Annotated in this window: 21 protein-coding genes; 16 read left to right on the top strand and 5 right to left on the bottom strand. The window is 64.2% G+C overall.

Going from position 1 to position 23,295, the window contains the following annotated elements:
• Positions 1 to 9 precede the first annotated feature (9 nt).
• Positions 10 to 1,188: an MFS transporter gene (locus NCS00_RS02610; RefSeq protein WP_034470678.1), complete on the bottom strand. Its 1,179-nt coding sequence runs from the start codon at positions 1,186 to 1,188 to the stop codon at positions 10 to 12.
• A gap of 104 nt (positions 1,189 to 1,292) precedes the next feature.
• Between NCS00_RS02610 and NCS00_RS02605 the strand changes: the two genes are divergently transcribed.
• From NCS00_RS02605 to NCS00_RS02540, 14 genes are all read left to right on the top strand, one after another.
• Positions 1,293 to 2,264 carry a LysR family transcriptional regulator gene (locus tag NCS00_RS02605; protein ID WP_206540324.1) on the top strand — a complete coding sequence of 324 codons (972 nt, stop codon included), beginning with the start codon at positions 1,293 to 1,295 and terminating at the stop codon, positions 2,262 to 2,264.
• A gap of 114 nt (positions 2,265 to 2,378) precedes the next feature.
• On the top strand, positions 2,379 to 3,740 hold the full coding sequence (miaB, locus tag NCS00_RS02600; protein ID WP_008351429.1) for a tRNA (N6-isopentenyl adenosine(37)-C2)-methylthiotransferase MiaB: 1,362 nt from the start codon (positions 2,379 to 2,381) through the stop codon (positions 3,738 to 3,740).
• Positions 3,741 to 3,761: 21 nt separating this feature from the next.
• Positions 3,762 to 4,880 carry a PhoH family protein gene (locus NCS00_RS02595; protein WP_008351431.1) on the top strand — a complete coding sequence of 373 codons (1,119 nt, stop codon included), beginning with the start codon at positions 3,762 to 3,764 and terminating at the stop codon, positions 4,878 to 4,880.
• Positions 4,880 to 5,341 carry an rRNA maturation RNase YbeY gene (gene ybeY / locus NCS00_RS02590; RefSeq protein ID WP_034470671.1) on the top strand — a complete coding sequence of 154 codons (462 nt, stop codon included), beginning with the start codon at positions 4,880 to 4,882 and terminating at the stop codon, positions 5,339 to 5,341. The genes NCS00_RS02595 and ybeY overlap by 1 nt, the downstream gene beginning before the upstream one ends.
• Before the next feature lie 35 nt (positions 5,342 to 5,376).
• Positions 5,377 to 6,066 carry a gamma-glutamylcyclotransferase gene (locus NCS00_RS02585; RefSeq protein ID WP_034470668.1) on the top strand — a complete coding sequence of 230 codons (690 nt, stop codon included), beginning with the start codon at positions 5,377 to 5,379 and terminating at the stop codon, positions 6,064 to 6,066.
• 201 nt (positions 6,067 to 6,267) lie between these two features.
• Positions 6,268 to 7,173, top strand: a complete 906-nt coding sequence (locus tag NCS00_RS02580; RefSeq protein ID WP_008351437.1) for a CorC family transporter — start codon at positions 6,268 to 6,270, stop codon at positions 7,171 to 7,173.
• An 81-nt stretch (positions 7,174 to 7,254) separates the two neighbouring features.
• Complete coding sequence (gene lnt / locus NCS00_RS02575; RefSeq protein WP_008351439.1) at positions 7,255 to 8,922, top strand: apolipoprotein N-acyltransferase; 1,668 nt, start codon at positions 7,255 to 7,257, stop codon at positions 8,920 to 8,922.
• Positions 8,923 to 9,094: 172 nt separating this feature from the next.
• Positions 9,095 to 10,123: a glycine--tRNA ligase subunit alpha gene (gene glyQ, locus NCS00_RS02570; RefSeq protein ID WP_075583488.1), complete on the top strand. Its 1,029-nt coding sequence runs from the start codon at positions 9,095 to 9,097 to the stop codon at positions 10,121 to 10,123.
• 17 nt (positions 10,124 to 10,140) lie between these two features.
• Complete coding sequence (gene glyS, locus NCS00_RS02565) at positions 10,141 to 12,240, top strand: glycine--tRNA ligase subunit beta (protein WP_034470666.1); 2,100 nt, start codon at positions 10,141 to 10,143, stop codon at positions 12,238 to 12,240.
• A 12-nt stretch (positions 12,241 to 12,252) separates the two neighbouring features.
• Complete coding sequence (gene gmhB, locus NCS00_RS02560) at positions 12,253 to 12,825, top strand: D-glycero-beta-D-manno-heptose 1,7-bisphosphate 7-phosphatase (RefSeq protein WP_008351447.1); 573 nt, start codon at positions 12,253 to 12,255, stop codon at positions 12,823 to 12,825.
• Between the two features lie 10 nt (positions 12,826 to 12,835).
• Complete coding sequence (locus tag NCS00_RS02555) at positions 12,836 to 13,609, top strand: lysophospholipid acyltransferase family protein (protein WP_008351449.1); 774 nt, start codon at positions 12,836 to 12,838, stop codon at positions 13,607 to 13,609.
• 82 nt (positions 13,610 to 13,691) lie between these two features.
• Positions 13,692 to 14,618: a M48 family metallopeptidase gene (locus NCS00_RS02550; protein WP_034470804.1), complete on the top strand. Its 927-nt coding sequence runs from the start codon at positions 13,692 to 13,694 to the stop codon at positions 14,616 to 14,618.
• Between the two features lie 77 nt (positions 14,619 to 14,695).
• A complete protein-coding gene (gene gloA / locus NCS00_RS02545; protein WP_008351454.1) occupies positions 14,696 to 15,082 on the top strand; it encodes a lactoylglutathione lyase in 387 nt (128 codons plus the stop codon).
• Positions 15,083 to 15,229: 147 nt separating this feature from the next.
• Positions 15,230 to 16,159: a DMT family transporter gene (locus NCS00_RS02540; RefSeq protein ID WP_008351457.1), complete on the top strand. Its 930-nt coding sequence runs from the start codon at positions 15,230 to 15,232 to the stop codon at positions 16,157 to 16,159.
• Positions 16,160 to 16,166: 7 nt separating this feature from the next.
• Here NCS00_RS02540 and NCS00_RS02535 read toward each other — a convergent pair whose 3' ends face one another.
• A complete protein-coding gene (locus tag NCS00_RS02535; RefSeq protein WP_008351458.1) occupies positions 16,167 to 17,180 on the bottom strand; it encodes a DedA family protein/thiosulfate sulfurtransferase GlpE in 1,014 nt (337 codons plus the stop codon).
• A gap of 151 nt (positions 17,181 to 17,331) precedes the next feature.
• Here NCS00_RS02535 and NCS00_RS02530 point away from each other — a divergent pair, with 151 nt between their 5' ends.
• Positions 17,332 to 18,192 (top strand): MBL fold metallo-hydrolase, encoded by an 861-nt coding sequence (locus NCS00_RS02530; protein ID WP_034470664.1) that lies wholly within the window; start codon positions 17,332 to 17,334, stop codon positions 18,190 to 18,192.
• Here NCS00_RS02530 and NCS00_RS02525 read toward each other — a convergent pair.
• On the bottom strand, positions 18,189 to 18,869 hold the full coding sequence (locus tag NCS00_RS02525) for a FadR/GntR family transcriptional regulator (protein ID WP_033536533.1): 681 nt from the start codon (positions 18,867 to 18,869) through the stop codon (positions 18,189 to 18,191). The two genes, NCS00_RS02530 and NCS00_RS02525, sit on opposite strands and share 4 nt — an antisense overlap.
• 140 nt (positions 18,870 to 19,009) lie before the next feature.
• On the opposite strand from NCS00_RS02525, the gene dgoD reads away from it, so the two are divergent.
• On the top strand, positions 19,010 to 20,158 hold the full coding sequence (gene dgoD / locus NCS00_RS02520) for a galactonate dehydratase (RefSeq protein WP_008351463.1): 1,149 nt from the start codon (positions 19,010 to 19,012) through the stop codon (positions 20,156 to 20,158).
• Positions 20,159 to 20,164: 6 nt separating this feature from the next.
• On the opposite strand, the gene pabB is transcribed toward dgoD, so the two are convergent.
• On the bottom strand, positions 20,165 to 21,943 hold the full coding sequence (pabB, locus tag NCS00_RS02515; RefSeq protein WP_034470802.1) for an aminodeoxychorismate synthase component I: 1,779 nt from the start codon (positions 21,941 to 21,943) through the stop codon (positions 20,165 to 20,167).
• Between the two features lie 37 nt (positions 21,944 to 21,980).
• Complete coding sequence (dnaJ, locus tag NCS00_RS02510) at positions 21,981 to 23,117, bottom strand: molecular chaperone DnaJ (protein ID WP_008351467.1); 1,137 nt, start codon at positions 23,115 to 23,117, stop codon at positions 21,981 to 21,983.
• Positions 23,118 to 23,295: the final 178 nt, after the last annotated feature.

The raw sequence follows: 23,295 nt of genomic DNA, 5'->3' as shown, positions 1-23,295 counted from the left end.
GATAAGCGCTCAGCAAGCGTCGGCTGCTTTTATGTCCGAGGTAACGCGCGGGACATCCAGGCGCGCGGCGAACCACGTCACCGCGAGCGCGGCCAGCGCGACCGCCGCCGCGGCCCACGGAAGCGCGTCGAGACCGTGACCGTGCGTCAGCACCGCGCCGCCGAGCCACGCGCCGCCCGCATTGCCGACGTTGAACGCGCCGATATTGAGCGTCGAAGCGAGATTCGGCGCGTCCTTCGCTTTCTCGACGACGCGCGTCTGCAACGGCGGCACCGTCGCGAACGCCGCGATGCCCCAGACGAAAATCGTCAGGATCGCGCCGGTCTGGCTGTGGCTCGTCTTCGCGAACACCGCCATCACGACGGCGAGCGCGAACAGAATGCCCATCAGCGACGGCATCAGCGCGCGGTCCGCGAGCTTGCCGCCGATCGTGTTGCCGATCGTCAGCCCGACGCCGAACAGCACCAGGATCAGCGTGACGGCGCGCGGCGAGAAGCCGCCCACCTGTTCGAGAATCGGCGCGATGTACGTGAACACGACGAACACGCCGCCGAAACCGAGCACCGTCATCGTGAGCGCGAGCCAGACCTGGCCGTCGCGCAGCACGCGCACTTCCCGGCCGAGCGTGCTCGGCGCGGCGTCGTGGCGGTTCGGCACGAGCGCGGTCACGCCGAGCGCGGACAATACGCCCAAGCCCGCGACGATCCAGAACGTCGCGCGCCAGCCGAGCTCCTGCCCGATGAACGTCCCGAACGGCACGCCCAGCACGTTCGCGAGCGTGAGCCCGGTGAACATCAGCGCGATGGCGCTCGCGCGCTTTTCCGCCGGAACGAGCGACGCGGCCACGACCGCGCCGATGCCGAAGAACGAGCCGTGCGCGAACGACGTCACGACGCGCGCGACCATCAGCAGGCCATAGCCCGGCGCGAGCGCGCACAGCACGTTGCCGACGATGAACACGAGCATCAGCAACTGCAGCGCGAGCTTGCGCGGCAGCTTGCTCGTCAGCACGGCGAGCAGCGGTGCGCCGACCGCGACACCGAGCGCGTAGCCCGTGACGAGCAGCCCCGCCGATGGAATCGTCACGGAGAGATCGTGCGCGACGTTGGGCAAGAGGCCCATGATGACGAACTCCGTCGTGCCGATGGCGAATGCGCTGATCGCAAGCGCGAGAAGTGGAAGAGGCATGATGAGATGGAAGGGTTTACACGTAGCGCATTGTGCAAGCCACGCAGCGATTTGAGAATTGGCCTACCCTTTGAATTATTCTCAAACCGGATTTGAAAATGACGATGGATCGGCTCGGCGACATGCGCCTGTTCGTGGAAGCTGCGTCGGCGGGAAGCCTGTCGGCGGCGGGCCGCAAGCTGGGCCTGTCGCCGGCGGCGGCGAGCGCGCGGCTCATCAAGCTGGAAAAAGCGCTGCACACGCGGCTCTTCGAGCGCACGACGCGCCAATTGCGCGTAACCGACGAAGGCCGCGTGTATTTGCAGCATTGCCGGATCGCGCTGCAGGCGATCGACGATGCCGAAGCCGCGCTGCAGGCCGGCCAGAACGTCGTGCGCGGCAAGGTTCGCATTTCGGCGACATCGAATTTCGGTCGCTCCATGCTGAACGGCTGGCTCGACGAATTCAGCGCGCTGCATCCGGACGTGAAATTCGCGCTCACACTATCGGATTCGGTGTCGAATCTTTTGCTGGAAGAGATCGATCTCGCGATCCGCTTCGGCGCCCCGCCCGACAGCGGCCTCGCCGCCCGCGCGCTCGCGCCGAATCGCCGCGTGCTGTGCGCGTCGCCCGCGTATCTCGCGTGCATGGGCGTGCCCGAAACGCCCGCCGATCTGACCGGGCATGACTTCCTCGTCGTCGTTACGGCGAACGGGCCGCTCAACGAGCTCGTCTTCGTGCGCGGCGACGAGCGTTACGCGTACACGATTCCGCTCGCCGACGCCTGGGAAACCAACGACGGCGCGCTGCTGCGCGAATGGGCGCTCGCGGGCCACGGCATCGCGCATAAATCGATCTGGGATATCGCCGCCGACGTGCGCGCCGGCACGCTGCAGATGGTGTTGCCCGACTGGTGTACGCACGAAGCCGCCGTGCACGCGCTTTTTCACGCCAATCGCTACATGGCGCCGCGCGTGCGGGTGCTGCTGGACTTTCTCGTCGAGCGTTTCGAAAAAACGACGAACGACCTGCTCGGCGACCTGGCGTATCCGCCCGACGCGCGCGGGAAGCGTCGGGAATGGCGGCCAGAGCTATAATATTGGGTCAAATACAGTAAAAAGCGGTGCAGATCAGTGTAATTGCGCCGCAAATTCCCTCTTTAATCTCTTTTACAGCGCCCCCAGGTTAACCACTGCGACCGGCGACGATTCATGACCAAGAAAGTTTATGTAAAGACCTTCGGCTGCCAGATGAACGAGTACGACTCCGACAAGATGGTCGACGTGCTCGGCGCGGCGGAAGGACTCATCAAGACGGATACGCCCGAAGACGCGGACGTCATTCTGTTCAATACGTGCTCGGTGCGCGAAAAAGCCCAGGAGAAGGTGTTCTCCGATCTCGGCCGTGTGCGCGAGCTGAAGGAAGCGAACCCGAATCTGCTGATCGGCGTCGGCGGTTGCGTCGCGAGTCAGGAAGGCGCGTCGATCGTCGCGCGTGCGCCGTATGTCGATCTCGTGTTCGGTCCGCAGACGCTGCATCGTCTGCCCGCGATGATCGATCAGCGCCGCGCGACCGGCCGCGCGCAGGTCGACATCACGTTTCCGGAAATCGAGAAGTTCGATCATCTGCCGCCGGCGCGCGTCGATGGCCCGAGCGCGTTCGTGTCGATCATGGAAGGCTGCTCGAAATACTGCAGCTACTGCGTCGTGCCGTACACGCGCGGCGAGGAAGTGTCTCGCCCGCTCGACGACGTGCTCACCGAAGTCGCCGGTCTCGCGGACCAGGGCGTGCGCGAAGTCACGCTGCTCGGCCAGAACGTGAACGCTTATCGCGGCGCGCTGACGCTCGGTTCGAGCGAGATCGCGGATTTCGCGACGCTCATCGAATACGTCGCGGACATTCCGGGCATCGAACGCATCCGCTATACGACGTCGCATCCGAAGGAATTCACGCAGCGCCTGATCGACACTTACGCGAAAGTGCCGAAGCTCGTCTCGCATCTGCATTTGCCGGTGCAGCACGGCTCGGATCGCATTCTGATGGCGATGAAGCGCGGCTACAGCGTGCTCGAATACAAGTCGGTCATCCGCAAGTTGCGCGCGATCCGCCCGGATCTGTCGCTGTCGACGGATTTCATCGTCGGCTTTCCCGGCGAGACCGAAGACGATTTCAACAAGATGATGGCGCTCGTCGACGAGATGAGCTACGACACGAGCTTCTCGTTCATCTACAGCCCGCGCCCCGGCACGCCGGCAGCGAATCTGCACGACGACACGCCGCGCGAAGTCAAGCTGAAGCGTCTGCAGCATTTGCAGGCGACGATCGAGGAAAACGTGCAGCGCATCAGCGAATCGATGGTCGGCAAGGTCGAGCGCATTCTGGTCGAACGCCCGGCGCGCAAGGATCCGAACGAACTCGCGGGACGCACGCAGAACAATCGCGTCGTCAATTTCCCGGCGCCGGCAGAATCGCACGCGCGGCTCATCGGCCAGATGATCGACGTGAAGATCGTGCATGCCTATCCGCACTCGCTGCGCGGCGAACTGGTCATGGCGCCCGAGCTTGCGCACTAAAGACAGGAACTCAAGTTCACTTTGAAGAACGCTCCCACGCAGCATCTGGAATTCACCGCTCCGCGCGACGACAACGCGCGGCTCGCCAACCTCTGCGGCCCGCTCGACGAAAACCTGCGGCAGATCGAGCAGGCGCTCGATGTGACGCTTTCGCGACGCGGCCACAAGATCGCGATTCGCGGACGCGGCGCCAAAGTCGCGCTCGCGGCGCTCGAAAACTTCTACAACCGCGCGCGGGATCCGATTTCCGTCGACGACATTCAGCTCGCGCTCGTCGAAGCGCGTCATGCGACGCGTCGCGCGAAGGATGCGCGCGAAGCTAACGGCGAAGAAGGCGAAATCGATCCGCGTTTTCGTGGCGATCCCGATCATCCGTTCGATGAACCGAGCGCGACGATCGATCTCGGCGAAGACGAAGACCACGGTCCGAAGCTCTACACGCGACGCGCCGATCTGCGCGGACGCACGCCCGCGCAGCGCGAGTATCTGAAGCAGATCATCGCGCACGACGTGACCTTCGGCATCGGGCCGGCGGGCACGGGCAAGACGTATCTCGCGGTCGCGTGCGCGGTCGATGCGCTCGAGCGCGATCAGGTCAAGCGCATCGTGCTGACGCGCCCTGCCGTCGAAGCGGGCGAGCGGCTCGGTTTTCTGCCGGGCGATCTCGCGCAGAAGGTCGATCCGTATCTGCGTCCGCTTTACGACGCGCTTTACGATCTGCTCGGCTTCGACAAGACCGCGAAGATGTTCGAGCGCCAGATGATCGAAATCGCGCCGCTCGCGTACATGCGCGGGCGCACGCTGAATCACGCGTTCATCATCCTCGACGAAGCGCAGAACACCACGCCCGAGCAGATGAAGATGTTCCTGACGCGGATCGGCTTCGGCTCGAAGGCGGTCGTCACCGGCGATACGACGCAGGTCGACTTGCCGCGCGGCCACAAGAGCGGCCTGATCGAGGCGCAGCATGTGCTGTCGGAAGTGCGCGGCATCGCGATCACGCATTTCACGTCGGCGGACGTGGTGCGGCATCCGCTCGTCGCGCGCATCGTCGAGGCTTACGACGCGCAATCGCAGAAAGACGCCGCGCTCGCCGAGGCCGCGCGCGCTGCGCAACAGCAAGCGCAGAAGCCCGAATAATGCCGCGCCTCACGTTGACCCTGCAGTTTCCAGCGGCGAAGGCGTATCCGTCGCACAAGGCGATCCTGCCGCGCGCGACGGTCGCGCGCTGGATCAAGGCGTCGCTGTTCGCGGACGCCGAACTGACCGTGCGCTTCGTCGACGAAGAAGAAGGCCGGATGCTCAACCGCACGTATCGGCAGAAGGATTACGCGACGAACGTGCTGACTTTCGCGTATGCAGAATCGGAGGACGATCCGGTCGCGGGCGATCTGATTCTGTGCTGCCCGGTCGTCGAGCGCGAGGCGGCCGCACAGGGCAAGCCGCTCGCCGCGCATTACGCGCATCTGATCGTCCACGGCACGCTCCATGCGCAGGGCTACGACCATGAAGTCGAGAGCGAAGCGCAAGAGATGGAATCCATCGAGACGGATATCATGCAGTCTCTGGGATTTTCCGATCCTTACGTGCCTTCGACCTGAAGCCGGTCCGATGTCCCCGATGTTCCCAACGCGCCGTGAACGACAAGCTGCCCGAACCCACGCATCCCGAGTCACTTCCTGACATCGCGCCCGAGCCGTGCGCCGGCTATCCGCCCGCGCTCGGCGAATCCGCATTGTGGACGGATGCCGAACTTGCGGCATCGCGCGAGGCGGCGTTCGCGCATTGGGACGGCGAGTCGGACGTGTGGCTCTTCGGCTACGGTTCGCTGATCTGGAACCCCGGGCTGCCGACAGTCGAAGCGGTGCGCGGCAAAGTGCATGGCTATCATCGCGGGCTTTATCTGTGGTCGCGCGTGAATCGGGGCACGCCGCAGCAGCCGGGTCTCGTGCTTGCACTCGATCGCGGCGGCTCGTGCACCGGCATGGCGTTCCGGCTCGCGGGCGTCGGTGCGATCGAGCATCTCGACGTGCTGTGGCGCCGCGAAATGGCGATGGGTTCGTACCGCCCCGCGTGGCTGCCCTGTACGCTCGCGGACGGACGGCGCGTCGATGCGCTCGCGTTCGTCATGCGGCGCGATGCGGCGTCTTATACCGGCAAGCTCGCCGATCCGGTCGTGCGAACGGTGCTCGGCTGCGCGAGCGGCCGATATGGGACGACGCTGGATTACGTCAGCCGGACGGTGGAGGCGCTGCGCGAGAGCGGCATGCCGGATCGGGCGCTGGAGGCGTTGTTGAAGCGTTGCCAGGCGCAGGGCGGACGCTGACGTTGGCGCTTTTTGCCTCCATATGATTTTCGCGCCTGATATCGTCCATTCGGCCAACGCTTTCCGCTGGACATACTTCTCGCACATTTATCGGCTAGCATGGCTGAAGTCATGCGCGCCGCGCCACGCAGCCCGCTTTTTGCCTTGGTGTATGCTTAACTTTCCGCTAACCTGCGCCCGGGAACTCCCGGGCGCTCCGCTATGAACGATCCCTATCCCAGTCGACGCCACACCGACAAACCGCAAGAAAAGCGCTCGCTCCTCGAACGCCTGACCGATTTCATCTCGCACGAGCCGGAATCGCGCGACGAACTTCTCGAAGTGCTTCAGGACGCGCACGAGCGCAACCTGCTCGACGCCGACTCGCTCTCGATGATCGAAGGCGTCTTTCAGGTGTCCGACCTCTGCGCGCGCGACATCATGGTGCCGCGCGCCCAGATGGACGCCATCAACATCGCGGAAACGCCCGCGGAATTCATCCCCTTCGTGCTCGAAAAAGCACACTCGCGCTATCCGGTGTACGAAGGCAATCGCGACAACGTCATCGGCGTGCTGCTCGCGAAAGACCTGCTGCGCTACTACGCCGAAGAAGAATTCGACGTGCGCGGCATGCTGCGCCCCGCCGTCTTCATCCCCGAATCGAAGCGTCTGAACGTACTGCTGCACGACTTTCGCGTGAACCGCAATCACATCGCGATCGTCGTCGATGAATACGGCGGCGTCGCCGGCCTCATCACGATCGAGGACGTGCTCGAACAGATCGTCGGCGACATCGAGGACGAATACGACTTCGACGAGGAAGCCGGCAATATCATCGCGACGCCCGACGGCAAGTATCGCGTGCGCGCGCTCACCGGCATCGAGCAATTCAACGAGGAATTCGGCACCGATTTCTCCGACGAAGAAGTCGACACCATCGGCGGACTCGTCACGCATCGCTTCGGGCGCGTGCCGCATCGCGGCGAAAAAGTACGCATCGACGATTTCGTGTTCGAGATCCTGCGCGGCGACGCCCGCCAGATTCACGTTCTTCTCGTGCGGCGCGTGCCGAATCTCGCGCAGCAACATCACCACGCGGGCGACGACGAAGACGAACTGCGCGACTAAGCGCTTCGCGGGCGCCGCAGCCGAACGGCGCCCGCTGTCAGTCCTACACTCGCTTTTGCCGTTTCATCTCGACCGTCATCAATGGCCGATTCATCGTTTCGCTTTCTCTCCCGTCAACGCGACGTCTCCGTGACACCCGATACGCGTCGCGCATTGCCGTTCTGGCATTACCTCGTCGCCGCCGTGCTCGGCGCGATCAATACGCTCTCCTTCGCGCCGACGCCGCACGGCGGATGGATCGAGCTCGCCGTGTTCGCGTTGTTCTTCTCGTGGCTCTCGCGCACGAACGGCTGGAAAAGCGCCGCCGCGACAGGCTGGGCATTCGGCTTCGGCAACTTCGTGACGGGCGTGTGGTGGCTCTACATCAGCATGCATGTCTACGGCGGCATGGCCGCGCCGCTCGCCGCCGCCGCCGTCGCACTGTTCTCGCTGTATCTCGCGATCTATCCGGCGTTGTCGAGCGTGGTCTGGTCGTTCGTCGCGGGGCGCGCGCGCTTCGGCGATGAAGACGCCGCCACCGCACGCGACATCGAAGCATCGCCGCGCTATGCGCCGACATGGCACGGCGCGTTCGCGTTCGCGAGCGCCTGGGCGCTCGGCGAATGGCTGCGCGGCCTCGTGTTCACCGGCTTTCCCTGGCTCGCGAGCGGTTATGCGCAAGTCGACGGTCCGCTCAAGGGCTTCAGCGCGATCGTCGGCGTGTACGGCGTCGGCTGGGTGCTCGCGCTCGTCGCCGCGCTGATCGTGCAGGCCGTCTATCACTTGCGCAAGACGCGGCGGCTCGCGTTCGCGCCGGGCGTCGTCGCGGTTGCGCTGATCGTCGCGGGCATGCTGCTGTCGCTCGTCCAATGGACGACGCCCGCCAACGCACCGCTCGACGTGCGTCTCTTGCAAGGCAACGTGAAGCAGGAAATGAAGTTCGAGCAGTCGGGCGTCGATGACTCGCTCGCGCTCTACAAGCGCCTCATCACCGAGAAGCCCGCTGATCTGATCGTCACGCCGGAAACCGCGCTGCCGGTGCTGTCGGTGCAGATTCCGCAGGATTTCGCCGTCGCGATCCGCAATTTCGCCGACGACACGAACTCGTCGATTCTCTTCGGCGCGATCGGCGTCACGATTCTGCCCGATGGCCGCGCAACCGATTTCACCAACAGTCTCTTCGGCGTCACGCCGCATGTGAACGGCGTGTATCGCTACGACAAGCATCATCTCGTGCCCTTCGGCGAATTCGTGCCGCCCGGCTTTCACTGGTTCGTGCGCATGATGGGCATTCCGCTCGGCGATCTCGCGCGCGGGCCGATCGCGCAGAAGGCATTCGTCGTGCACAACCAGCCGGTCGCCGTCGATATCTGCTACGAGGACATCTTCGGCGAAGAGATCGCGCGCACGATCCGCGAGCAGGAAACGCCCGCGGGCATTCTCATCAACTCGACGAATCTCGCGTGGTTCGGCAATACCATCGCGCTCGATCAGCACTTGCAGATCGCACGGATGCGGTCGATGGAAACCGGCCGGCCGATGCTGCGCGCGACCAACACCGGCATGACGGCGGCGATCGCGGCCAACGGCGATGTCATCTCGAAGCTGCCGACGTTCGCCACGGGCGTGCTCGAAGCGCGCGTGCAAGGCACGTCGGGCAGCACGCCGTATGTGACGAGCGGGAACATGACGGTGATCGCGGTATCGCTGATTCTGCTGGCGTTCGCGTTTGCATTCGCGCCGAATCGGAAACGTTCGGGCGAGCGTTGAACATCGGCTGAAACAAAGCCGCGTCGCGCGATGCGACGCGGCCCGCCTTCTCCCAAAAAGCCGCACCCGCCCGTCCGTTCGGCTAAAATTCTCCGTTTAAGTACTTCGGCCGAGCCTCCGAGTCGCGTCGTCACGACGATGGCCGCGCCGCGTTCGCCCGCAAAAGGCAATCATGCTCACTTTCCAGCAAATCATTCTGACGCTGCAGTCCTACTGGAACGAAAAGGGCTGCGCGCTCCTCCAGCCGATCGACATGGAAGTCGGCGCAGGCACCTCGCACGTCCACACGTTCCTGCGCGCGATCGGCCCGGAGCCGTGGCGCGCGGCCTACGTTCAACCGTCGCGCCGCCCGAAGGACGGCCGCTATGGCGAGAATCCCAACCGCCTGCAGCACTACTATCAGTATCAGGTCGTGCTGAAGCCCGCGCCGGAAAACATCCTCGATTTGTACCTCGGCTCGCTCGAAGCGCTCGGCTTCGATCTGAAGCAGAACGACGTGCGCTTCGTCGAGGACGACTGGGAGAACCCGACGCTCGGCGCCTGGGGACTCGGCTGGGAAGTGTGGCTCAACGGCATGGAAGTGACGCAGTTCACGTACTTCCAGCAAGCGGGCGGCATCGACTGCAAGCCCGTGCTCGGCGAAATCACCTACGGTCTCGAACGCCTCGCCATGTACCTGCAGAAGGTCGAGAACGTGTACGACCTCATCTGGACCGAATGGGAAGAAGACGGCCCGAACGGCCGCGAACTGCGCCGCCTCACCTACGGCGACGTGTATCACCAGAACGAGGTCGAGCAGTCCACGTACAACTTCGAGCACGCGAACGTCGATCTGCTGTTCACGTTCTTCAAGAGCTACGAAGAAGAAGCGAAGAAGATGATCGATGCGAAGCTCGCGCTACCCGCGTATGAGCTCGTGCTGAAGGCCGGCCATACGTTCAATCTGCTCGATGCGCGCGGCGCCATTTCCGTGACTGAGCGCGCGGCGTATATCGGCCGCATCCGTGCGTTGTCGCGCCTCGTGGCGCAGGCTTATTACGATTCGCGCGAAGCCCTCGGCTTCCCGATGCTCGGCAATCCGGTCAAGGGCGATCGCGATCTCGTCAGCGACGAGCAGGAAGCGCAGCGTCCGGCATGGGCGCCGCCGCTCAAGGTGGAAAGCACGCCGCCGGGCGAACCCAGCAACAACGAACAGGCTTGACGAGGCTCGCTAGAACAATGACGCAATCCAACCACGCTTCGCTCCTCGTCGAGCTGCTCACCGAAGAACTGCCGCCGAAAGCGCTTGCGCGTCTCGGCACCGCTTTCGCCGATGGCATCGTCGAGCGTCTCGCCGCGCGCGATCTCATCGACGGCGCGCCTTCGTTCGAAAAGTACGCGACGCCGCGCCGCCTCGCCGTGCTCATCCGCAATGTGCGCGATGTCGCGCCGGAAAAGCAGGTGCGCGAGAAAGTCTTGCCGGTAACGGTCGCGCTCGATAAGGAAGGCAACCCCACGCCGCCGCTCGCGAAGAAACTCGCGGCGCTCGGCTTCCCCGACTTTCCCATCGCCGAACTCGAACGCGCGCAGGACGGCAAGGCCGAAGCCTTCTTCCTGCGCTACGCCGCGCCCGGCGCGACGCTCGCCGACGGCCTGCAAGCCGCGCTCGACGAAACCCTCGGCAAGCTGCCCATTCCGAAGGTCATGACGTATCAGCGTCCGGACGGCACCAGCGTGCAGTTCGTGCGTCCGGTGCAGCGCCTGATCGCGATGCACGGCCGCGACGTCGTGCCGGTCAGCGCGCTTGGCGTCGATGCGGGCGATACGACCATCGGGCATCGCTTCATGTCGGAAGGCTTCGTCGCGATCGCTCATGCCGACGACTACGCCGACACCCTGCTCGACAAAGGCCGCGTCGTCGCGAACTTCGACGATCGCCGCGAATCGATCCGCACGCAACTGCAGGCGTTTGCGGGCGAAGATCGCGTCGTGATGCCCGAAGCGCTGCTCGACGAAGTGAACGCGCTCGTCGAATGGCCGGTCGTCTACGAATGCCGCTTCGACGAGGAATTCCTGCAGGTGCCGCAGGAATGCCTGATCCTCACGATGCAGACGAACCAGAAATACTTCGCGCTCACGGACCAGAACGGCAAGCTGCGCTCGCGTTTTCTGATCGTGTCGAATATCGATACGAAGACGCCCGGCGAGATCGTCGAAGGCAACGAGCGCGTCGTGCGCCCGCGCCTCGCCGACGCAAAGTTCTTCTTTACGCAGGACAAGAAGAAGCGCCTCGAAGATCGCGTGCCGCTGCTCGCGAACGTCGTCTATCACAACAAGCTCGGCTCGACGCTGCAGCGCGTCGAGCGTCTCGAAGCGCTCGCGGGCGAAATCGCGCCGATGGTCGGGGTCGATCCCGCGCTGACGCGCCGCGCCGCGCGTCTCGCGAAGGCGGATCTGCTGACCGACATGGTCGGTGAATTCCCCGAGCTGCAAGGCACGATGGGCACGTACTACGCGCGTCACGACGGCGAGCCGGAAGAAGTCGCGCTCGCGTGCTCGGAGCACTATCAGCCGCGCTTTTCGGGCGACGAAACGCCGTCGACGGGCGTCGGTGCCGCGGTCGCGCTCGCGGACAAGCTCGAAACGATCGTCGGCATCTGGGGCATCGGGCTCGCGCCGACGGGCGAGAAAGATCCGTTCGCGCTGCGCCGTCACGCGCTGGGCGTGCTGCGCATCCTGCTCGAAAAGAAGCTGCCGGTCGATCTGCGCGATCTCGTCGGCGCGGCGCAACGTCAGTTCGCGGGCATGCCGCAAGTCGCCGATTCGACCGAAGCGGTCTACGCCTTCTTCCTCGATCGTCTGCGCGGACTGTTGCGCGAGCGCGGCTTCGAAGCGAACGATATCGAAGCGGTCCTGAGCCTGAACCCGACGCGCCTCGACGACATCGTCGCGCGCCTCGACGCCGTGCGCGAATTCGCGGCGCTGCCGGAAGCCGCGGCGCTCGCGGCGGCCAACAAGCGCATCTCGAACATTCTGAAGAAGTCGGAGCAAGGCGCGCCTTCGGTGGTCGACAAGGAACTGCTCGTCGAAGCGGCCGAGAAGGATCTGTACGCGCAGATCGAGCAAGTGACGCCGCGCGTGCAAAGCCAGCTCGCCGCGCGCAACTATACGGAGGCGCTCACCGCGCTCGCCGCGTTGCGCGAATCCGTCGATACGTTCTTCAACGACGTGATGGTGAACGCGGAAGACCCGGCGCTGCGCAACAATCGTCTTGCGCTGCTCAACGCGCTGCATCAGCAGATGAACTGCGTCGCCGACATCTCGAAGCTCGCTGCTTAAGAAACGCCGCCCATGGTCATGAACCGCAAACTGGTCATCCTCGATCGCGACGGCGTCATCAACGTCGATTCGGATGCCTTCATCAAGTCGCCGGACGAATGGGTCGCCATTCCCGGCAGTCTCGAAGCGATCGCGCGGCTGAACCAGTCGGGCTATCGCGTGGCGATCGCGTCGAATCAGTCGGGCATCGGGCGCGGTCTATTCGACATGGCCGCACTCAACGCAATGCATCAGAAGATGAATCGCGCGGTCGCGGCCGTCGGCGGGCGCATCGACGCGGTGTTTTTCTGCCCGCACACGGCCGAAGATCAGTGCGATTGCAGAAAGCCCCGGCCCGGCATGCTGCAACAGATCATCGACCGCTTCGAGATCGATCCGGAAGATACGCCGGTCGTCGGCGATTCTTTGCGCGATCTCCAGGCGGGCGCGGCGCTCGGCTTTCCCACGCATCTCGTGCTGACCGGCAAAGGCGAAAAGACGCTCAAGGAAGGCCAGTTGCCCGAAGGCACCCTCGTTCACAAGGACTTGCGCGCATTCGCGCTCGATTTCCTCGCGCGGCATCAGGATCGCGCCGCGGCTCAGTAACAGATATTCCATGCGCTTCATCCGTTCGTTGCTGTTGATGCTTTACTTCGTCGTGTACACGGTGCCGTACGCGATCGCCTGCTTCATCGCGTTTCCGTTCATGCGCGCAGACAAGCGTTACTGGATGGCCGCCGGCTGGTGCAAGTCGACGATCGTCGTGCTGCGGCATCTGATCGGCATTCGCTACACGATCGAAGGCATGGAGAACCTGCCGAATGGTCCGGCCGTGCTGCTGTCGAAGCATCAGTCCGCATGGGAGACGCTCGCGTTTCCCGCGCTGATGCCGCGGCCGCTCTGCTACGTGTTCAAGCGCGAGCTGCTCTATGTGCCGTTCTTCGGCTGGGCGCTCGGACTCCTGAAGATGGTGCACATCGATCGCAAGCAGGGCCGCGACGCCTTCGTCTCCGTCACCAGGCAAGGCCGCGCGCGCATGGACGAAGGCGCGTGGATCATCATGTTCCCCGAAGGCACGCGCACACGCGTCGGCAGCCAGGGCAAGTACAAGACCGGCGGCGCACGCTTCGCGGTTGCAACCGGCGCGCCGGTCGTGCCCATCGCGCACAACGCCGGTCACGTGTGGCCACGCAATTCGTTCATCAAATATCCGGGTATAGTCACGGTGTCGGTCGGCAAGCCGATCGATACGGCCGGTCTCACGCCTGAGGAAGTGAACGCGCGCGTCGAAAGCTGGATCGAGACGGAAATGCGCCGCATCGATCCGCACGCTTACGCCGTGCCGAACGCGCAGCCGGCCAAAGCCGGCGCTGCGGGCGCGGGCCGCTGACGCGGCGGCGTTCGATTCGAGCCGAGGCGTGCCCTACTCTTTCTTCTCGTCATTCCTGCGCCGTGAGCGCAAAGCGGAGCCGATGCAGAAAGCCCCTTCGCGACAGCGCCCCGCCGTCGCGCTCGATACCCTGCAACTCGATCTGCCGTTCGAGCATGCGCCGGCTTACTCCGGCGCGCCGCCCGCGAACGGACCGGCTCCGCTGCGCGGCGATGTTCCCCCCGCCGATCCCGTTCCCGTCCTCACGCCCGCCGCACCGAACGCGCCCACCGCACCGCTGCCCGATGGCGTGCGCCTGCGTCGCATCGTGCTCAAAGCGGGCGCGCTCGAATACCGGTTGCGTCGTTCGTCGCGGCGCACGATCGGCTTTTGCATCGACGGAACCGGGCTCGCGATCACCGCGCCGCGCTGGGTGACGATCGCCGATATCGAAAGCGCGATTCTCGACAAGCAGAACTGGATCGTCAGGAAGCTCACCGAATGGCAGACGCGCGTGGAGCAGCGCGCGCTGCCGCGCATCGAATGGAAGGACGGCGCGCAGTTTCCGTTTCTCGGCAAGACGATCAGCGTGTCGCTCAACTCTGCGAGCGCGCTTTCGTTCGATGACGAAACCAGCGTGCTCACGCTTCCGCTGCCAGCATCCGCCGACGCGCAGCAGATCAAGGATCGCGTGCAAGGCTGGCTGCAAAGCGAAGCGAAGCGCATCTTCGGTGCGCGGCTCGCGGTCTATGCGGCGAAGCTCGGCGTCGAGTACCGCGCGTATGCGCTGTCGTCGGCGGCGACGCGCTGGGGCAGTTGCTCCAGCGACGGCAAGATTCGCCTCAACTGGCGGCTCATCCATTTTCCGATGTCGATCATCGATTACGTCGTCGCGCACGAGCTCGCGCATCTGCGCGAGATGAATCACAGCCCGCGTTTCTGGCAGACGGTGGAATCGATCTTCCCCGAGTTCCGCGAGGCGCGGCATACGCTCAAGCATCATCCGCCGGACTTGCTGCCGGCACTGTGAGCGCGGTCAGCGCGTAAAAGGCGCCGACGGTACAATTTCATTCCTGTCCCCGCAAACCTACAAACAGGAATCCCACCATGCGACTCCTCCACACGATGCTGCGCGTCGGCGACCTGCAGCGTTCCATCGATTTCTACACGCGCATTCTCGGCATGCATGTGCTGCGTCAAAGCGAAAACACCGAGTACAAGTACACGCTCGCGTTCGTCGGCTACGGCCCGGAAAGCGAGAACAGCGTGCTCGAACTGACCTACAACTGGGGCACCGACAAGTACGATCTCGGCACGGCTTACGGTCATATCGCGCTCGAAGTCGATAACGCCGCCGATGCGTGCGAGCGCATCCGTCAGGCGGGCGGCAAGGTGACGCGCGAAGCCGGTCCGGTGAAGGGCGGCACGACGGTGATCGCGTTCGTCGAAGATCCGGACGGCTACAAGGTCGAACTGATCGAAAAGCATTCCTGAACCGCGCTCAATCCACGCTTTCAAAGCGCGCGCCGCACGCTCGTCGCGGCGCGCAATCTCCACGGGCTCGTCCCGACCTTTCGTTCATCGCAGCGGTTCGCTGGCACAATCGACGCTCCAGATCAGTGCACGCTTAACCGACAGCCGATGAGCTCGCCATCCCTCTCCCTGCGCCGCGCCCCCGACGCCACCGCCGTCATCGTGATGATCGCCCTCTGCGGCGCGTGGGGATTCCAGCAAGTCGCGATCAAGGAAGCCAACGCCTCGATTCCGCCGATGCTGCAGGCCGGCATCCGCTCGCTGATCGCGACATTGCTCGTATGGGTCTGGACGCGCACGCGCGGCGTGCCGCTCTTTCAGCGCGACGACACGCTGCCCGCCGGACTGCTCGCGGGCGTGCTGTTCGGCGGCGAATTCGTCTGCATCTTCTTCGGCCTGAGTCTCACGACGGCCACACGCATGGCCGTGTTTCTCTACACCGCGCCCTGTTTCACCGCGCTCGGGCTGCACTGGTTCGTCGCGGGCGAGCGGCTTTCGCGCACGCAGTGGAGCGGCATCGTGCTCGCGTTCTGCGGCATCGCGCTCGCGTTCGCGGACGGCTTTCTGCACGGCAATCCGAATAGCGCATCGACGTTGCAAGGCATCGCTGGCGATGCGCTCGGCATCATGGCCGGCATCTTCTGGGCCGCGACGACGGTCGTCGTGCGCGCGTCCGCGCTCTCCCATGCGAGTGCGAGCAAGACGCTGTTCTATCAGCTGGCGGTATCGGCGGTTCTGCTGCTCGTGCTCGCGGCGGGCATCGGGCAGACGCACGTCGAAGCCGTGTCGCCCATAGCGATCGCGAGTCTCGCGTATCAGGCGATCGTCGTCGCGTTCATCAGCTATCTGACGTGGTTCTGGCTGCTCACGCGCTACATGGCGTCGCGGCTTTCCGTGTTCTCGTTTCTCACGCCGATCTTCGGCGTCACCTTCGGCGTGCTCTTGCTCGGCGAGCATTTCACCGCGCGCTTCATGGTCGCCGCCGCGATGGTCCTCGCGGGCATCGCGCTCGTGAACCGGCCGGCGCGCCGCAGCTAGGGTCGGCTCATTCCGGCGCGGTCGCGCGGATCGTCACCATATCGTGATCGATGTCGTCGTGATCGGCGGGCGCGCGCAAGTGCTCGGGCGGAATCGGCTCGGTCGGATAGCCGTGCTTTTCCCACGCATCGAGCCCGCCCTTCAGCGGCCGCACGTGTCTGAAGCCCTTCGCCCGCAATTGACGCGCGATGGTCTTCGCCGTCGCCTCGTTCGGACACACGCAATACACGACGACCTCGTGCTCCGCATACAACTGATCGACGCGATCCGGCGAATCGAGATCGAGCGCGATCGCGCCCGCGATGCGATACGGCTCGCGACGGCGAATGTCCGCCGGACGCGCGTCGTAGATCACGGGTGGCGTGTCGGAGTGCATCATCGCGTCGAGCTGATCGGGCGTGATGTGATACTTCGCGAGCCACTGACGAAACTGCTCGCGCCGGATCCATCGATACAGCACGAAGCCGAGCGCGATGATCACGAGCACGTCGATCAGCGTCGTGCCGTTCGCGCGCACCAGTTCGATGAGCCGGCCGATCTGCGCCTCGAGCGCCGCGCCGCCGAGCATCCAGAAGCTCGCCCACGCCGTCGCGCCGATCAGATCCCACAACACGAAGACGCGCACTTCGATCTGCGTGGTGCCGAGCAGCGGCGCCGACACGAGCCCGAGCCCCGGCACGAACTTCGACAGCGCGAGCAGCGGCACGCCGAAGCGCTCGAACCATCGGCGCGCGGTGCGCAGCGTGGTATCGATCGACAGTGAGAAGCGCACGAGCGAATTGAGAAAGGTTCGGCCGTAGAGACGGCCCGCGGTGAACCACAAGGAATCGGCGATGAGCACCGCGAGCACTGCGGCCACCAGCATTTGCCAGAACGGCACGTTGCCGGCGGCGACGAGCGTGCCGGCGAGAATGAGCATCGGCGCGGCGGGGACCGGCACGCCGAGCTGCGTCGCGAGGACGCTGACGAACACGGCCCACGCGCCCCAGGACGACGCGAGCGCGGTCGGGACGTGCGGCATTCAAACCTCTCGATGGAGCTTTCGCGAAGACGACGGCCGGCGCATCGATGCCCGGCGCAAAGGGTTACACTGTATCGCGATCCTGACAAACACGCCCAATCCATCCGGGCCGCAAAAGCACAGGATCGCGTGACGCACCGGGGGAATCAACGTGCAAGCGATCATTCAGCCCTTCTTCGACATCAACACCGGCACGATGACGTACGTCGTCTACGAAGCGCCCGGCTCCGCCGCGGCTATCGTCGATCCGGTGCTCGACTACGATCCCAAAGCCGCCCGCACATCGACGAAATCCGCCGATGCGGTCGTCGCGTTCGTGCGGGACCAGCGGCTTTCCGTCGAATGGATTCTGGAGACGCACGCGCACGCCGATCATCTCTCGGCGGCGCCGTATCTGAAACGCACGCTCGGCGGGAAGATCGGAATTGGCGAGTCGATACGCACGGTGCAGGGCGTGTTCAAGAAGATCTTCGATCTCGAGCCCGAGTTCCAGCTCGACGGCTCGCAGTTCGATCATCTGTTCGCCGACGGCGAGCGGTTCATGATCGGCGCGCTCGAAGCAACCGCGCTCTTCGTGCCGGGACATACGCCCGCCGACATGGCGTATCGCGTCGGCGATGCGGTGTTCGTCGGCGACACGCTCTTCATGCCGGATCTGGGCACCGCGCGCTGCGATTTCCCGGGCGGCGACGCCCGCGCGATGTATCGATCGATTCAGCGCCTGCTCGCGCTCGATCCCGACACGCGGCTTTTCGTGTGTCACGACTATCCGCCGGAGACGCGCGCTCCGCAATGGCAAGCCACGGTGCGCGAGCAGCGTGAGAAGAACATCCACGTCGGCGGCGGCAAGACCGAGGACGAGTTCGTCGCGATGCGCGAGGCGCGCGACGCGACGCTCGGCATGCCGACGCTCATCTTGCCCGCCATTCAGGTCAATATCCGCGCGGGCCACTTTCCCGACGCGGCGAGCAACGGCACGACCTATCTGAAGATTCCGCTGAACGCGTTCTAGCCCTCAATCCGGCCGCGTGTCACACCAAGCAGACCGGCCATCGCGCGGCGCGCGCCGTTCGAATCGCGCGCGATGATCGCTTCGAAAACCGCCGTATGTTCCGCGAGCGACGCGTTGTAGACGTCGGCGCGCTTCGCGTTCAGGCGCAACTGGCCTTCGAGCGTGCGCTCGATCAGCGCGCCGAGCGGAATCAGCAATTCGTTGCTGCACGCGGCGAGCACGCCCAGATGGAAGTCGAGATCGGCGCGCACCCATTCATCGACGTTCTGCGCGTCCGCCATCGCCTGATGCGCGCGCGTGAGTCGTTCGCGCGTGCGTTCTTCGTGGTTGTCGGCGGCGAGCGCGGCGGCGTACGGCTCGATCATCTCGCGCATTTCCTGAAGCTTGAGTGCGAATTGCAGCGGCGGCGCGACGCGCGAGTACCAGTCGAGCATGTCGGCATCGAGCAGATTCCACGCGTCTTGCGCGCGCACGCGCGTACCGACTTTCGGCCGCGACTCGATCAATCCTTTCGATGTCAGCGTGCGCAACGACTCGCGCAACACCGTGCGGCTCACGCCAAAGCGCTCCATCAGTTCCGCTTCGCGCGGCAATGGCGAACCCGGCGCAAAGTCGCCGCGCAGGATCGCCATGCCCAGTTCATGCGTCACACGGCCATGCAGATCGCGGTAAATGATGGTCTCCCTTCATATTTTGAGCACGATTATCGGGCATTCGACTGATGTTTCGTAAGTCTTAATCTTTACGCGAATAATACTATTAATATGCCCAGACATCGCCTTTTTGCTACCATGTAAAACCCTTCAGGAGACGCTCAATGAAAATCACGAAACTCGAGACCTTCATCGTTCCGCCGCGCTGGTGCTTCCTCAAGATCGAAACCGACGAGGGCATCACGGGCTGGGGCGAGCCGGTTGTGGAAGGCCGCGCGCATACGGTCGCCGCAGCCGTCGATGAACTCGCCGACTATCTCGTCGGCAAGGACCCGCGCCATATCGAAGACTTGTGGCAGGTCATGTACCGCGCGGGCTTCTATCGCGGCGGGCCGATCGGCATGAGCGCGATCGCGGGCGTCGATCAGGCATTGTGGGACATTCTCGGCAAGCATCACGGCGTGCCGGTGCACGCGCTGCTCGGCGGCCAGGTGCGCGACAAGATCAAGGTGTATTCGTGGATCGGCGGCGACCGTCCGAGCGACGTCGCGAACAACGCGCGGGCGGTGGTCGAGCGCGGCTTCAAGGCCGTGAAGATGAACGGCTCGGAAGAGCTGCAGATCATCGATACCTTCGACAAGGTTCAGGGCGTGATCGACAACGTGCAAGCGGTGCGCGAAGCGGTCGGGCCGAACGTGGGCATCGGCGTCGACTTTCACGGACGCGTGCACAAGCCGATGGCGAAAGTGCTCGCGAAGGAGCTCGATCCGTTCAAGCTGATGTTCATCGAAGAGCCGGTGCTTTCGGAAAACGTCGAGGCGCTGCGCGATATCGTCAACCAGACAAGCACGCCGATCGCGCTCGGCGAGCGGCTCTACTCGCGCTGGGATTTCAAGCACATTCTGGCGGGCGGTTACGTCGACATCATTCAGCCGGACGCGTCGCACGCGGGCGGTCTCACCGAATGCCGCAAGATCGCGACGATGGCCGAAGCCTACGATGTCGCGCTCGCGCTGCACTGCCCGCTCGGTCCGATCGCGCTCGCAACCTGTCTGCAGATCGATGCGGTCAGCTATAACGCGTTCATCCAGGAACAGAGCCTCGGCATTCACTACAACAAGGGCAATGACCTGCTCGATTACATCAGGAATCCGGAAGTCTTCAAGTACGAAGACGGGATGGTGTCGATTCCGCAAGGGCCGGGCTTGGGAATCGAGGTGAACGAGGAGAAAGTGCGCGAAATGGCGAAGGTCGGCCATCGCTGGCGCAATCCGGTGTGGCGTCACGCGGATGGCAGCGTCGCCGAGTGGTGATTCTGGCTAACGCTTGAGGCGCGCTTCGACCGCGCCGCGCAGGGCGTTGCTGATCAGCAGGCTCTGCGCGTTGTCGAGTTCGTTCGGCGTAAGCGCGCGTTCGCGCGCGCCGAGTTCTTCCATCAACACCGCGCGCATCACGCCCGGCAGCACGCCGGCATCGATGGGCGGCGTGAACCACTCGCCGTCGAGCTTCACGAACACGCTCGAGCGGCCGCCCTCGGTCAACTCGCCGCGCTCGTTGACGAACAACATGTCGAACGCGCCTTCGGCTTCGGCGGCTTTCCACGCACGATCGTAATCCGCGCGACGCGTCGTCTTGTGTCTGAGCAGCGGATCGGCCGAGCTTTGCGGCGCGAATCCGCGCTCCGAAGCGAGCAGCACGTTCACCGTATCCGATGGCAACGGCGCAAGCGGCGCGCTCGTCATCGTGATGCGCCCGCTCTTGGCCAGCGCGATACGCATTCGATACGGTTTCTGGCCTTCGAAGTCCGCGATATGTTGCGCGGTCTGCTCGTGCAACGAAGCTTCGTCGAACGTGAAACCGAGATACGCCGCGCTCGCCTTCAACCGCGCGACGTGGCGCGCGTAATGGCGCACGCCTTCATCGCGTGTCGCGTATGTCGTCTCGAACAGTTCGAAGCCGGGATCCGCGCCCGTCAGAAAACGCGCTTTCAACAGACACTCCTCGTATTCGTCGGCGGCGACACTATCGAGCACGATGCCCGCGCCGATGCCGAGCACGCCGCGCCGCGCGGCCGCATCGATGACGAGCGTACGAATCGCCACCGACATGCAGAAGTCGCCGCTCGCATCGAGCCAGCCGATCGCGCCGGTGTAAAGCCCGCGCGGCGTGCTCTCGATTTCGTCGATCAGTTGCATCGTCCGATACTTCGGCGCGCCGGTAATCGAGCCGCACGGAAAGAGCGCGCGCACGATGTCCGCGAACGACGTGCCGGGTATGACGCGCGCTTCGATCGTCGACGTCATCTGCCACACCGATGCGTACGGCTCGACCGAGAACAGCGCGGGTACGTTGACCGAACCCGTGACCGCCACGCGCGACATGTCGTTGCGCAACAAGTCGACGATCATCACGTTCTCGGCGCGATTCTTCGGGTCGAGGCGCAGCGATTCGGGATCGGCATCCCGCGGCGCGGTGCCTTTCATCGGCCGCGCGCGCAACAGATCGCCATGTTTCTCGACGAACAATTCCGGCGAGCACGACACGACCGACCTGCCGTCCGGCAACGCGATGAACGCGCCGAAATGCACGGCTTGCCGCTCGCGCAATCGCCGATACAGCGCGAGCGGCGTGCCGAATACATCGAAATTCAGCCGATACGTGTAGTTGATCTGATACGACTCGCCTTCCTTCAACGCCTCCTGAACCGTGGCGATGGCCTTGTCGAACTCGTCGCGGGTGACGCTCGGCGCAATGCCCGCGACGCCTGCAACGTCGTCATCGGCGAGCCAGGCGCTCACTTCCTTACGCGACAGAAACACGCACGAGCGAAACATCAGCACGCGAAGCGCGTGATCTTCACCACGCCCGATTTCACCGAACTGGAGATTGCGTCCGAACTCGTAATCCGCGACGACAAGCGCATGCAGGCCGCTCTGCAGATCGCGCTCGATTTCGGCGCAAACGGCATCGAGATCGCGCGCGTTCACGCACACGCGTTCGCGCACGAAGTCTGTGTACAAACGACTCGACCGCCTTTCGGCGGTCGCATCGCAATCGTCGAGCAGCGCGAACACCGCGCTGCGCTCTTCGGTTTTCATCGTCATACCTGCCCGACGTACGACGCACTCGACCGCATCAATCGAAGAAGCTCTTCACGCGGTCGAACCAGCTCTTGCTTTGCGGACTATGCCGCGCGCCACCCTCGACGAGCGACTTCTCGAACTGCTTGAGCAAATCGCGCTGCGCGTCGGTGAGCTTGACCGGCGTTTCCACCTGGACATGCACATACAGATCGCCGGCGATGCTCGAACGCAAGCCCTTGATGCCCTTGCCGCGCAAACGGAACGTCTTGCCCGACTGCGTGCCTTCCGGCACCGTGAAGCTCGCGCGGCCCGCGAGCGTCGGCACTTCGATCTCGCCGCCGAGCGCCGCCGTCGTGAACGGAATCGGCATCTGGCAATGCAGGTCGTCGCCGTCACGCTCGAACACCGAATGCTGCTTGATGTGGATTTCCACATACAAGTCGCCGGCCGGACCACCGTTGATGCCCGGCTCGCCATTGCCCGCCGAGCGGATTCGCATTCCGTCGTCGATGCCCGCCGGAATCTTCACTTCCAGCGTCTTCGTTTCCTTCACCTTGCCCGCGCCGTGGCAGTTCGCGCACGGATCGGGGATGTAGCTGCCGCTGCCGTGACACTTCGGGCACGTCTGCTGGATGCTGAAAAACCCTTGCGACATGCGTACCTGGCCCTGACCATGACAGGTCGGGCAGGTTTCGGGCTTCGTGCCCGGCTTCGCACCGGAGCCGTGGCAGACGTTGCAGTTCACCCAGCTCGGCACGCGAATCTGCGTGTCGTAGCCGTGCGCCGCCTGCTCCAGCGTGATTTCCATGCTGTAGCGCAAGTCCGCGCCGCGATACACCTGCGGACCGCTGCGGCCGCGCGCGCCGGCGCCACCCGCCGTCTGTCCGAAGATGTCGCCGAAGATATCGCCGAAGGCATCGGCGAAACCGCCGAAACCTTGCGCGCCCGCGCCCGCCATGTTCGGATCCACGCCCGCGTGGCCGTACTGATCGTAGGCGGCCCGCTTCTGCTGGTCGGAGAGCATTTCGTAGGCTTCCTTCGCCTCCTTGAAATTCTCTTCCGCCTTCTTGTTGTCCGGGTTGCGGTCAGGGTGATACTTCATCGCGAGCTTGCGATACGCCTTCTTGATCTCGTCGTCGCTCGCATTTTTCGCGACGCCCAGAACGTCGTAGTAATCCCGTTTCGCCATGTCGGTTCGATGCCGCCGCGCTTGAGCGCCGCGGTTCCTGTCAGATGCTGCGAGATGCTGCGGATGTCGCTCGCAACCCGCGCGTAAAACTTTTTGCGCCTCGCCAGAAGCAACGCGCCTCTAAAAACAACGTGCCCGGAGAGCCGAAAGGCTCGCCAGGCGCGCTCCACGTCAGACG

The sequence above is a fragment of the Caballeronia sp. AZ1_KS37 genome (assembly GCF_023631165.1).
GTDB classification, from domain to species: Bacteria; Pseudomonadota; Gammaproteobacteria; order Burkholderiales; family Burkholderiaceae; genus Caballeronia; species Caballeronia zhejiangensis.
This window is presented reverse-complemented; position numbering and strand designations above follow the sequence as displayed.